Here is a 12661-nt window from a genome sequence, read left to right as displayed (position 1 = left end):
CATGGCCACTGGAGTGTTGCTGACCCCGAATCGTTCCGCCCAGCATGTCGTCGACGACGCCGTGGCGCAGGCAGCACTGGCGTACGAAGCCGGTGTGCGCCAGGTGTGGCTGGGACAGCAACTCGACCTCGACGCGATCGCGGTCGCCGGGATGATCGGCGCGATGGTCCCCGGGTTGGGAGTCGGGACCTCGGTGGTACCCATCAACCCTCGCCATCCGCTGATCCTGGCGGCCGCCGCGCAGACCGCGCAGTCCGCCGCCCACGGTCGCTTCAGCCTGGGTCTCGGACTGGGCGTCGCCGTACTCGAAGGGCTGGCTTTCGGCATATCCACCAGTCAAGCCGCCCAACGGCTTCGGGAGTACCTGACCGTACTCCGGGCGGTGCGTGACATCGGAACCGTCGAGTTCCGCGGCACCCACATCACCGCAGTGGACCCACACGTCATGCCGGTCGCGTTGCCGTCCGCAGCGCCTTACCCGCTCTACGTCGCCGCGATGGGCCCGCAGACCCTGCAGGTGACCGGCGAGCTGGCCGACGGCACCCTGCCCTACGCCGGCCCACGCACGCTCGAGGAGTTCGTCGTTCCGACCATCGGCAAGGCCGCGGCCGATGTGGGTCGGCCGGCCCCGCGGGTGTTCGGTCTGGTCAGCGTCGCGGTGACGGACGGCAGCGAGGGCGCCGACGCTGCCCGTGCGGTCGCCGTCGAGACCATGGCCATCTACGACCAGGTGCCGTCGTACCAACGCGTCAACGCCCGCGAGGGAGTGGACAGCGTGGTCGACCTCGCTCTGATCGGGACTGCCGAAGACGTCGCCCGCGGGCTGGCGCGGTACGTAGATGCCGGGGCGACCGATCTGGTGTTGATGCCGCTGCTGAGCGGCCATGAGGAGCGACGTCGGGTGTATGAGCTCGCGGCCGGATTCTCGGCCATTACGTCCTAGGTAGTCGCCTTACGCGCCGCGGTGCGTAACGCTGACCCGATGACGACACCTGATGCTGAGGCTACGGACTTCGCGGCGAAGATGCCGCTGGCAGCGACGCTCGGCATCACCATCGACCACGCCGACGCGGCGTGCGTCACGGGTTCGATGGCCTGGGCTGCGGACCGTTGCACGACGGGCGGGCTGTTGCACGGCGGTGTGTTGATGGCGTTCGCCGACACCATCGGTGCGGTGTGTGCCTTCCTGAATCTGCCGCCGGATGCCGGCACTTCTACCATCGAGTCGAAGACGAACTTCTTCCGTGGGGTCCGCGGCGGCGTGGTGGCTGCGACGTGCACACCGCTGCATGTGGGGCGGATGACGATAGTCGTACAGACGGACCTGATCGATGACCGCGGCAAACGGGTGGCACGGGTGACACAGACCCAGGCGGTGTTGCCGGCTTCGGCCTAGGTGGCGAACACCTGGCTGTCATCGGCAAATGCCTTGAACTCCAAGGCATTTCCCGCCGAATCGTAGAGAAACATCGTCCACTGTTCGCCGGTCTGTCCTTCGAACCGCACGTACGGTTCGATCGCGAATTGCACTTGCGCGGACTGCAGTCGCGTCGCGAGATCGTGAAACGTGGGCACCGTCAGGATCAGGCCGAAATGCGGTACCGGAACGTCGTGTCCGTCGACCGGATTGTGCGCACGAGCGGGCGGGTCGGCGACGAGGTGAGTGACCAGCTGGTGGCCGTACAGATTCCAGTCCACCCAAGTGTCTGCGCTACGGCCCCGCGCGCAACCCAGTAAGTCGCCGTAGAAATGCCGCGCCGCCTGGAGATCGTCGACAGGCACTGCCAGATGGAAACGGGGGATGGGGGAGTCGAGCTCCGAGGTCATGGGTACCTTCCAAGAATCGTCCAAGGATGGGAGAAGTCCGGCCGCATAAGCTGGACCACAACCCAAGTATGGGGAAGAGAAGCCAACCCGAAGGGTCTTGACCGACGACATGACCGAAATCGACAAGAGCAAACTCGCCTCCGACGTCGCCGCGCTCACCGACTTCAACCGCACTATCGTCGAGGAATTCCGCGCCAATGGTGGCAAAGTCGGTGGCCCCTTCGAGGGTGGCACCCTGCTGATTCTGCACACGACGGGGGCGAAGTCCGGCGAGTCACGGTTGTCGCCGCTGGCTTACAAGTGGATCGACGGGAAGATGATCATCTTCGGGTCGTACGCCGGTGCCGATCGCAATCCGGCCTGGGTGCACAACCTGCGCGCCGATGCGCGGGCGCACGTCGAGATCGGGTCCGACACCTACGATGTGACCGCGCGCGAACTTCCCGCCGGGGAGCGGGAGGCGATGTACGCCAAGATCATCGACGTCGTGCCTGTCTTCGCCGACTACCAGGCCAAGACCAGCCGGGTCATCCCGCTGTTCGAACTGACCCGGGCGTAGGTCGCCGGAACAGCTGTTGCCACCAGTTTCGGTGCGGCTCGGGCCTTGTCCGCTGTCCGGCCTGGCGGGACGTGGCGTCACGATTGCGTCAGAAATGGTATTGCAGTACCACTCCGCAGACACTGAACTGGACGTCCCGGTGGGGACGGCCAGTTCGTGCCTACTCGAGGTTGGTTGGGCGGCTACAACCGTTCGATGATCGTTGCGTTGGCCATGCCGCCGCCCTCGCACATCGTCTGCAGCCCGTAACGACCGCCGCGCTGCTCCAACGCGTTGACCAACGTCGTCATGATGCGGGCACCGCTGGCGCCGAGCGGGTGGCCGATCGCGATCGCACCGCCGTTGACGTTCGTGCGCGCCAGGTCGGCGCCGGTGTCCTTGGCCCAGGCCAGCACCACCGGCGCGAAAGCCTCGTTGACCTCGAACAGGTCGATATCCGGCAGTGACAACCCGGCGCGGGCCAGCACCTTCTCGGTCGCCGGAATGACGCCGGTCAGCATGTACAGCGGGTCCGATCCCACCACGGTCGTGGTGTGAATCCGGGCCAGCGGCTTGAGGCCGAGGCGTTTGGCGACCGCGCCGCTGGTGATCATCACCGCGGCGCTGCCATCGGACAGCGGCGACGAGTTGCCCGGTGTGATCTCCCAATTTATCTGCGGGAAGCGCTCTTTGAAGCTCTCGTTGTAGAACGCGGGCCGCAGACCGGCCAACGTCTCCACCGTCGTGCCCGGGCGGATGATCTCGTCGGTCGAGAGTCCGGCGATCGGGGCGAGCTCATTGTCGAACAAGCCGTCCTTGGTGGCGCGGGCCGCCTTCTCATGGCTGCTTGCGGAAAATTCGTCGAGTTCGGTGCGCGACAGGTTCCATTTCGCGGCGATCAGTTCGGCGCTGATGCCCTGGGCCACCAGACCCTCGGGATAGCGCTGCGCCATGCCGGCGCCGAACGGGTTGCTGCCCGGTAATACCGAGCTGCCCATCGGCACCCGGCTCATCGACTCCACGCCGGCGGCGATCACGATGTCGTAGGCCCCGGCGAGGACGCCCTGGGCGGCGAAGCTGATGGCCTGCTGGCTGCTGCCGCACTGGCGGTCGACGGTGGTGCCGGGCACGGTCTCGGGGAAGCCGGCGCCGAGCAGCGCGTTGCGCGCGATGTTGACCGCCTGGTCGCCCACCTGGGTGACGGCCCCGGCGATGACGTCGTCGACCCGGCCCGGATCGATCCCTGTGCGGGCAACGATCTCGCGCAGACTGTGGGCCAGTAGATCTGCGGGCAGGACGTCGTGTAAGGCACCGTTGGCTTTGCCTTTGCCTACCGGGGTGCGGACGGCCCCGATGATCACTGCATCCCGGTCCGAGTATCCGGTCATTATTTCCTCCTGAATCTCACCGCTGAGTAAACTGATATGTACCCAGATTGTGACACCTGGGTATAGTTGAAACAACTCAGTAGTGAGGATGATTCCTATGGCGGTGCTCCTGGGCCCCCTGGCCGACCGTGACGCATGGTCGGCAATAGGGGAGTGCCCGATCGAGAAGACGATGGCGGTGGCGGGGACCAAGTCGGCGATGCTGATCATGCGGGAGGCCTATTACGGCACCACCCGCTTCGACGATTTCGCCCGTCGCGTCGGAATCACCAAGGCCGCGACCTCGGCACGCCTTTCCGAACTCGTCTCGGCCGGCATGCTGCAGAAACGCCCCTATCAGGAGCCTGGTCAGCGGGTCCGAGACGAGTATGTGCTCACCGACGCGGGCCGGGATTTCATGCCGGTGGTGTGGGCGATGTTCGAGTGGGGCCGAAACCATCTGCCCAACAACACCCGGCTGCGGCTTACCCATCTGGACTGCGGCGCGGACGCATCCGTTGAAATCCGCTGCGAGAAGGGTCATTCCGTGCCGCCCGACGAGCTCGGTGTCCGAGTGGTCCGACGCAGCCGGCCCGAGGGGCAGTGACGCCCGGCGTGCGCGACGGCCTGGATTCGAGGGCGGGCCAAATCTGACAGATCCGAGCCGCCCGGTCCGGTTCGACCGGTCCAGCCGCGGCGTGGAGCGGGTCGTGAACCCTGTTCCGCGCCGCGCGCGCTCCGGTAACGCGGGATGGCGCTGAACTCGCGCAATGCGATTGCGTGCCGGTTGTGATGGGATCTTCGCTATGGGAATCAAAGTGGCGCTGGAGCATCGCACCAGCTACACGTTCGACCGCTTGGTTGAGGTGTACCCGCATGTGGTCAGGTTGCGGCCCGCTCCACACTCCCGCACTCCCATCGAGGCTTATTCGCTAGAGATCGAACCGGCCGACCACTTCATCAACTGGCAGCAGGATGCTTTCGGTAACTTCCTGGCCCGGCTGGTTTTCCCCAACCGCACCCGCAGCCTGACGATCACCGTGGGGCTGATCGCCGATCTGAAGGTGATCAACCCGTTCGACTTCTTCATCGAGGAATGGGCCGAGCAGATCGGTTGGGAGTACCCAAAGGCCCTGCTGGAAGACCTGAAGCCATACCTGCGTCCGGTCGACGAGGACGGTGAGGGATCAGGGCCCGGTGGGCTGGTCCAAGAATGGGTGCGCAATTTCCACACCCGCCCCGGCATGCGGACCATCGACTTCCTCGTCGCGCTGAACCACGCGGTGAACACCGACGTCGGATACAGCCTGCGGATGGAACCCGGCGTCCAGACACCGGACTTCACCTTGCGCACCGGGATCGGGTCCTGCCGGGATTCGGCGTGGCTGCTGGTCTCGATCCTGCGCCAAATGGGGCTGGCTGCCCGATTCGTCTCCGGCTATTTGGTGCAGCTGACCAGCGATGTCAAGGCTCTCGACGGGCCCTCCGGGCCAGCGGCCGACTTCACCGATCTGCATGCCTGGACCGAGGTCTACGTTCCGGGTGCGGGCTGGATCGGGATGGATCCGACGTCGGGACTGTTCGCAGGCGAGGGGCACATCCCACTCTCGGCCACCCCGCACCCCGCTTCGTCGGCGCCGATCAGCGGTGCGACGGACAAAGCCGAGACGGTGCTCGATTTTTCGAACACCGTCACCCGTGTGCACGAGGATCCCCGCGTCACGCTGCCCTACACCGATGACGCCTGGGCTGACATCACCGCACTGGGCGCCAAGGTCGATCAACGTCTGACCGCCGCCGATGTCCGGTTGACGGTGGGTGGTGAACCGACATTCGTCTCGATCGACAATCAGGTCGACCCGGAATGGACCACCGACGCTGACGGCCCCCACAAGCGTGAACGGGCCTCGGTGCTGGCCGGTCGGCTCAAGAAGATCTGGGCGCCGCAGGGCCTGGTGCAGCGCAGCCAAGGCAAGTGGTACCCGGGCGAACCCCTGCCGCGCTGGCAGATCGGGCTGTTCTGGCGGGCCGACGGCGAACCCTTGTGGACCAACCCCGAGTTGCTGGCCGATCCCTGGCCCACTCAGCCGAACACGGCCTCCATCGCGCCGGATGCTCCGGCGCAGCTTCTGGCGGCGATCGCCGACGGACTCGGGCTGCCGCTGACCCAGGTCCGGCCTGCGTACGAGGATGCGCTGAGTCGGTTGGCCAATGCCGTCCGGCTGCCCGCGGGCGACCCCCCGGCTCCCGAGGACGACCTGACCGAAGACACCCCCGACGCCAGGGCGGCGCTGCTGGCCCGGCTGGAGAATTCCGTGGCGGAGGCCGCCGCGTATGTCCTGCCGCTGCACCGTCGCGACGACGAGCTCGGCTGGGCCAGTGCGGACTGGCAGCTGCGTCGCGGCCGCATCGTCCTGCTCGACGGCGATTCGCCGGCCGGGCTGCGGCTGCCCCTGAACTCGATCAGCTGGCACCCGCCGCAACGGACGTACCAAGCCGACCCGCTGCTATCCCGGGGTGGTCTGCGAACCAAGCCCGAAGCGGTCGAGGCTGTCGTCGAAGTGGACGAGACCGCGCCACCGACGGCGATGGTGGCCGAGATCCGGGACGGCCTTCTGTACGTCTTCCTGCCACCCACCGAGGAGCTCGACCACTTCGTCGACCTCGTCGCCCGCATCGAGGCCGCGGCCGCCAAGATCGACTGCCCACTGGTGGTCGAGGGTTACGGACCGCCGTCCGACCCGCGGCTGACGTCGATGTCGGTGACCCCCGACCCGGGTGTCATCGAGGTCAACGTCGCGCCGACGAAGAGTTTCGTCGAGCAGAAGGAACAGCTGGAGACGCTCTACGAACAGGCCCGGCTGTCGCGGTTGTCCACCGAATCCTTCGACGTGGACGGCACCCACGGCGGTACCGGCGGCGGCAACCACATCACCCTCGGTGGGACGACGCCGGCGGACTCGCCGATGCTGCGTCGACCCGACCTGCTGGTCTCGCTGCTGACCTACTGGCAGCGGCATCCCTCGCTGTCCTACCTGTTCGCCGGGCGGTTCATCGGCACCACCTCGCAGGCCCCCCGAGTCGACGAGGGCCGGCCCGAGTCGCTCTACGAGCTGGAGATCGCCTTCGCCGAGATCGCCAGACTGGCCGGTACCGAAGGGTCAGCGAAACCGTGGATCACTGACCGCGCGCTGCGGCATCTGCTGACCGATATCACCGGTAACACGCACCGGGCCGAATTCTGCATCGATAAGCTCTACAGCCCCGACAGCGCCCGCGGGCGGCTCGGCCTGCTCGAGCTGCGTGGCTTCGAGATGCCGCCGCACTTCCAGATGGCGATGGTGCAGTCGCTGCTGGTCCGGTCGCTGGTCTCCTGGTTCTGGAACGAGCCGCTGCGGGCACCGCTGATCCGACACGACGCGAACCTGCACGGTCGGTACCTGTTGCCCCACTTCCTCATCAACGACATCGCCGACGTCGCCGCCGATCTGCGGGCACACGGCATCGATTTCGACACCAGCTGGCTCGATCCGTTTACGGAGTTCCGTTTCCCGCGGATCGGCACCGCGGTGTTCGACGGGGTGGAGATCGAGCTTCGTGGCGCGATCGAACCGTGGAATGTGCTGGGTGAGGAGTCCACGGCCGGGGGCACCGCGCGGTACGTCGACTCGTCGGTGGAACGGATTCAGGTGCGGATCATCGGCGCCGACCGGCACCGCTTCGTGGTGTTGTGCAACGACCAGCCGATCCCACTGTTGGCAACGAACAAGGCCGACATCCAGGTCGGTGGCGTGCGTTTCCGGGCTTGGCAGCCTCCGAGTGCGCTGCACCCGACGATCACCGTCGACGGCCCGCTGCGGTTCGAGCTGGTCGACCTGTCCACCGGCACCTCACGCGGTGGATGCACGTATCACGTCTCCCATCCCGGTGGCCTGGCTTACGAGACGCCACCGGTCAACGCCGTCGAAGCCGAGTCGCGGCGAGGCCGCCGATTCGAGGCGACGGGTTTCACCCCGGGGCCGATCGATCTGGCCGAGATCCGCGAGAGGCAGGCCAGACTGTCCACGGATGTGGGCGCGCCCGGCATCCTCGATCTGCGCCGGGTGCGTACCGTGCTCCAGTGATAGATCGCCGCACCGCAGTAGTCGGGTCGGCGTGGGAGGCAGTACGGCAGGGCCGCACTTCGTGTCGGTGTCTGTCTCAAGAGAGAGTCAGGAGGTAGGCGTTGTCTGTTCCGCTGCCCGCTTCCGGACCGGGCCTCCGCGCTGACGGGCACGACCACGATCAAATGCTCACCGGATATCGGGCGGCGCGGGCGCAGGAAGCGCTGTTCGATGTCCGCGGCCAGCGCAACGCCTCAGCCGGAAACGGATACGACGAATTCGTCGATGCCGCGGGCAACGTCCGGCCGACCTGGCAGGAGTTGGCCGAGGTCATCGGCGACCGCGGTCGGCAGGGCCTGGACCGGCTGCGCACGGTGGTGCGCGGACTTGTCGACAACGACGGCATCACCTACATCGAGGTCGACCGTCACGGCGACAAGGTCACCGATGGCGAAGGTGCGGCGTCGCCTGGGCCCTGGCACCTGGATTCGCTTCCGCTGCTGATCTCGTCGTCGGACTGGGACACCCTCGAAGCCGGCGTGGTGCAACGGTCCCGGCTACTCGATGCGGTCCTGGCCGATCTGTACGGGTCCCGGCGAGCCATCACCAGCGGGGTACTGCCGCCGCAACTGCTGTTCGCCCACCCTGGTTATATCCGGGCGGCCCGCGGTATCGACATTCCCGGGCGTCATCAGTTGTTTTTGCACGGCTGCGATGTCAGCCGGTCCGCTGACGGCACGTTCCGCGTCAACGCCGACTGGACCCAGGCGCCGTCCGGCGCGGGTTATGCACTGGCCGACCGCCGTGTCGTCGCGCACGCCATCCCTGATCTGTACGAACGGATCGGACCCAGCCCGACGTCGCCATTCGCGCAGGCGCTGCGCTTGGCGTTGATCGATTCGGCCCCCGAAGGTGCCGACGATCCCGTCGTGGTGGTGCTCAGCCCCGGCACCTACTCCGAGACCGCCTTCGACCAGGCGTACCTGGCCAGTGTGCTCGGCTTTCCGCTGGTGGAGAACGCCGACCTGGTGGTCCGCGACGGCAAACTGCTGATGCGTTCGCTGGGCACCCTCAAACGGGTCGACGTGGTGTTGCGCCGAGTCGATGCGGACTATGCCGATCCGCTCGATCTGCGCAAGGACTCCCGCCTCGGCGTGGTCGGCCTGGTCGAAGCCCAACGCCGCGGTGCGGTGACCGTCGTCAACACCTTGGGCAGCGGCATCCTGGAAAGCCCTGGGCTGCTTCGATTCCTGCCAGAGCTCGCCGACCTGCTGCTCGGTGAGACGCCGTTGCTGGAGACGCCGCGGGTGTACTGGGCCGGCATCGATACCGAACGGTCTCATCTGTTGGCCCGGCTGTCGTCGCTGCTGGTCAAGTCGACGATCGGCGGCGAGACGATCATCGGGCCGGCGTTGTCGTCGTTCGAGCGTGACGAGCTGGCCGCGCGCATCGAGGCCACCCCGTGGCAGTGGGTCGGCCAGGAGCTACCCCAGTTCTCCACGGCGCCAACGGATTATTTCCGCGGCGGGGTGTCTGCCGCGAGTGTCGGGATGCGTCTGTTCACCGTGGCGCAGCGCGGCGGTTACGCGCCGATGATCGGTGGACTGGGCTACGTACTGGCCCAGGGTAATGCTGCGCACAAGCTCAATACTGTTGCTGCTAAGGATATTTGGGTGCGTCCGCCGGCACGCGCCAAGGCTGAGCGGACACCGACGGTGCCGACGGTGCAACTGCCCGCGATGACTCCTAGCGGTACCCGCGGGATCAGCTCGCCGCGCGTGCTGTCGGATCTGTTCTGGATGGGCCGCTATTCGGAGCGTGCCGAGAGTCTGGCCCGGCTGTTGATCGTGACCCGCGAGCGTTATCACGAGTACCGATACCGGCAGGACATGGAGGGCAGCGAATGCGTGCCCGTGCTGTTGTCGGCACTCGGGCAGATCACGGGTACCGACGCTCGCGCCGGTGGGACCTATGCCGAGACCGTCGCCCAGGCCCCGGACACGTTGTGGTCGTTGACCGTCGACCGGCACCGTTCGGGATCGCTGGCACAGTCGGTCGAACGCCTTGGGCTGTCGGCGCGCGCGGTGCGTGACCAGATGTCCAACGACACCTGGATGGTGCTAGGCGCCGTCGAACGCGCGTTGGCCCAGCAGTCGGAGAAGCCGCCGATGTTGGGTCAGTCGAACCACCTGGACGACACTGTGCTGGCCGCGGCGCACACCCAGACACTGGCGGGCATGCTCGCACTGTCCGGTGTCGCCGCGGAGTCGATGGTGCACGACGTCGGTTGGACGTTGATGGACATCGGCAAACGAATCGAACGTGGGCTGGGGTTGACCGCGCTGCTGCGTGCCACCATCACCACGGTGCGCAGCCCGGGCGCAGAGCAAACGATTACCGAATCAGCACTGGTGGCGTGCGAGTCCTCGGTGATGTACCGGCGACGCACGCTGGGCAAGGTTAGTGTGGCCGCTGTGGCTGATCTGGTGCTTTTCGACGCGGAGAACCCTCGCTCGCTGGTGTACCAGTTGGAGCGGCTTCGGACGAACCTCAAATCGTTGCCGGGGTCGTCGGGTTCGTCGCGCGCCGAGCGGCTCGTCGACGAGATCAGCACCCGTCTGCGCCGCCTCGATCCGGCGGACCTCGAAGAGGTCGACAGCGACGGGGTACGGGCGGAACTGGCCGATCTGGTCGACGGGGTGCACTCCGCGCTGCGGGATCTGTCGCAGGTCATCACTGCGACCCAGCTCTCGTTGCCCGGTGGCACGCAACCGCTCTGGGGTCCCGACGAACGACGGGTGATGCCGTGACCGTCGTCGCCGACGGCTCGATCTTGTCACCTGGCGGCGCGGACGGCAGTCGTTGTTACCGGATCACCCATCGCACCGACTACCGCTACTCCGATGTGGTGACCAGCTCGTACGGTCGCGGTTTCCTGACTCCGCGGGATTCATCGCGTCAGCGTTGCCTGACGCACGATCTGGAGATCGACCCCGAACCCGCGGACAGCTCGACCAGCCGAGATGTGTACGGCAACCTCAGCTCGTACTTCCACGTAACCCAACGGCATTACGCGCTGAGCGTGACGGCTACCTCGGTTGTCGAGGTCGACCCACCGCCCCCCGATCTGTACGGCGCCGGTGCGGCCGTGGCACCGTGGGAGATCTCACGCCCGGTGGGGCCGGACGGAGCATTGGCCTCCGAATTCACTCTCGACCTGCAGCAGGCCGAGATCACCGACGCGGTTCGCGAATACGCCGCCCCGAGTTTCATACCAGGCCGGTCGCTGATCGAGGTGCTCATCGATTTGAATGCGCGCATCTTCGACGATTTCACCTATCGGTCCGGATCGACCACCGTGTCCACACTGGTGAGTGAGGTTTTGGCTGCACGTGAAGGGGTATGCCAGGATTTCGCGCGGCTGGCGATCGCCTGTCTGCGTGCAAATGGGTTGGCTGCCAGTTACGTTTCGGGATATCTGGCCACCGACCCGCCCCCGGGTAAGGAGCGGATGGTGGGTATCGATGCCACCCATGCGTGGGCAGCCGTATGGACCCCGCAAAACCAATGGCTGGGATTGGATCCCACCAACGATCAGATGGTCGACGAGCGATACATCATCGTCGGGTGGGGTCGCGATTACGCCGATGTGCCGCCGCTTCGCGGCATCATCTACACAGATTCTGAGCGCAGCGTGATCGACGTGTCCGTCGACGTGGCGCCCGTTGAAGATCCTGCAGAAGGAGTGCTTCACAATGCGTGATTTCATCTGTCCGAACTGCGGGCAGCACCTGGCGTTCGAGAACTCGGTATGTCTGTCGTGCGGGAGCAAGCTGGGTTTTTCGCTCGACGCCATGGCGTTTCTGGTGATCGCCAAGGGCGAGGAGAGCGAGCACGGCGGCGCCGTCGATGCCAACGAGTACCAGCTGTGCGCGAATTTGCATGCCGCCCAGTGCAACTGGTTGGTACACGTGGAACCGGTGCGCCAACTGTGCACCTCCTGCGCACTGACCCGCACCAGGCCCAGCGATGCCGACGCACCGGCGATGGCGGCCTTCGCGACGGCGGAGGCGGCCAAGCGGCGCCTCATTGTGGAGCTCGTCGATCTGAAGCTGCCGATCGTCGGGCGCGGCGAGGACCCGAACTACGGATTGGCATTCGACCTGCTCTCCAGCGAGTTCGAGAAGGTGTTCACCGGTCACGAGGACGGGGTGATCACCCTTGATCTCGCCGAAGGAGATGATGTGCACCGCGAGCAGCTGCGCATCGCGATGGCCGAACCGTACCGGACGCTGCTGGGACACTTCCGCCACGAGATCGGGCACTATTACTACTACCGGCTTGTCGGGGCGGCGCCGAAGTATCAGGAGCAGGCCCGCGCGCTGTTCGGTAACGCTGAGGCCGACTATCAGGCTGCGCTGGACCGCCATTACAGCGAGGGCGCTCCGCCGGGTTGGGAGAAGAACTACGTGTCGTCCTACGCGACGATGCACCCCGCCGAGGACTGGGCGGAGACGTTCGCGCACTACCTGCATATCCGCGACACCCTTGATACCGCAGCAGCTTTCAGCTTCGCGCCGGCGTCTGCTACGTTCGAACGCCGCAATCTGGGCCCCAGCGGTTTCGACTCCATCATCGAGATGTGGCTACCGCTGTCCTGGGCGCTGAACATGGTGAACCGCTCAATGGGTCACGACGATCTCTACCCGTTCGTGCTTCCGGCCAAGGTGCTGGAGAAGATGAGGTTCATCCACACGGTCATCGACGAGGTCACGTCTGACCCGGCGAAGCTGGCGGCGGCCGCCTCGCCGGCGTAGGGCTCGCGC

10 protein-coding genes are annotated in these 12661 nt (G+C 66.1%); 8 read left to right on the top strand and 2 right to left on the bottom strand.

All coding sequences use genetic code 11. From position 1 onward, the window contains the following. Nucleotide 1: 1 nt before the first annotated feature. Nucleotides 2-943 carry a TIGR03564 family F420-dependent LLM class oxidoreductase gene (locus H7J73_RS13340; RefSeq protein WP_264067866.1) on the top strand — a complete coding sequence of 314 codons (942 nt, stop codon included), beginning with the start codon at nt 2-4 and terminating at the stop codon, nt 941-943. 39 nt (nt 944-982) lie between these two features. Beyond that, nucleotides 983-1396 (top strand): PaaI family thioesterase, encoded by a 414-nt coding sequence (locus tag H7J73_RS13335; RefSeq protein ID WP_435405480.1) that lies wholly within the window; start codon nt 983-985, stop codon nt 1394-1396. Here H7J73_RS13335 and H7J73_RS13330 read toward each other — a convergent pair. Continuing rightward, the gene (locus H7J73_RS13330; protein WP_264067865.1) at nt 1393-1827 is read right to left on the bottom strand and encodes a VOC family protein; all 435 of its coding nucleotides are present in this window, start codon (nt 1825-1827) and stop codon (nt 1393-1395) included. The two genes, H7J73_RS13335 and H7J73_RS13330, sit on opposite strands and share 4 nt — an antisense overlap. A 109-nt stretch (nt 1828-1936) precedes the next feature. Between H7J73_RS13330 and H7J73_RS13325 the strand changes: the two genes are divergently transcribed. Continuing rightward, the gene (locus H7J73_RS13325) at nt 1937-2386 is read left to right on the top strand and encodes a nitroreductase family deazaflavin-dependent oxidoreductase (RefSeq protein WP_264067864.1); all 450 of its coding nucleotides are present in this window, start codon (nt 1937-1939) and stop codon (nt 2384-2386) included. Nucleotides 2387-2568: 182 nt separating this feature from the next. Here the strand turns inward: H7J73_RS13325 and H7J73_RS13320 are convergent, their stop codons facing one another. Continuing rightward, nucleotides 2569-3753 carry a thiolase family protein gene (locus H7J73_RS13320; RefSeq protein ID WP_264067863.1) on the bottom strand — a complete coding sequence of 395 codons (1185 nt, stop codon included), beginning with the start codon at nt 3751-3753 and terminating at the stop codon, nt 2569-2571. Between the two features lie 97 nt (nt 3754-3850). Between H7J73_RS13320 and H7J73_RS13315 the strand changes: the two genes are divergently transcribed. From H7J73_RS13315 to H7J73_RS13295, 5 genes are all read left to right on the top strand, one after another. After that, nucleotides 3851-4339 (top strand): winged helix-turn-helix transcriptional regulator, encoded by a 489-nt coding sequence (locus H7J73_RS13315; RefSeq protein WP_264067862.1) that lies wholly within the window; start codon nt 3851-3853, stop codon nt 4337-4339. 199 nt (nt 4340-4538) lie between these two features. Next, on the top strand, nt 4539-7856 hold the full coding sequence (locus H7J73_RS13310; protein ID WP_264067861.1) for a transglutaminase family protein: 3318 nt from the start codon (nt 4539-4541) through the stop codon (nt 7854-7856). A gap of 164 nt (nt 7857-8020) precedes the next feature. Next, nucleotides 8021-10645: a circularly permuted type 2 ATP-grasp protein gene (locus H7J73_RS13305; RefSeq protein WP_264067931.1), complete on the top strand. Its 2625-nt coding sequence runs from the start codon at nt 8021-8023 to the stop codon at nt 10643-10645. Then, complete coding sequence (locus H7J73_RS13300) at nt 10642-11598, top strand: transglutaminase family protein (protein WP_264067859.1); 957 nt, start codon at nt 10642-10644, stop codon at nt 11596-11598. The genes H7J73_RS13305 and H7J73_RS13300 overlap by 4 nt, the downstream gene beginning before the upstream one ends. Next, nucleotides 11591-12652 carry a zinc-binding metallopeptidase family protein gene (locus H7J73_RS13295; protein WP_264067858.1) on the top strand — a complete coding sequence of 354 codons (1062 nt, stop codon included), beginning with the start codon at nt 11591-11593 and terminating at the stop codon, nt 12650-12652. Before H7J73_RS13300 ends, H7J73_RS13295 begins: the two co-directional genes overlap by 8 nt. The last annotated feature ends 9 nt before the right edge of the window (nt 12653-12661 follow it).

This window comes from Mycolicibacterium komossense, assembly GCF_025822605.1.
Classification (GTDB): Bacteria; Actinomycetota; Actinomycetes; order Mycobacteriales; family Mycobacteriaceae; genus Mycobacterium; species Mycobacterium komossense.
Note: the sequence above shows the minus strand (reverse complement) of the source record. Positions and strands in the feature narration are given on the sequence as shown.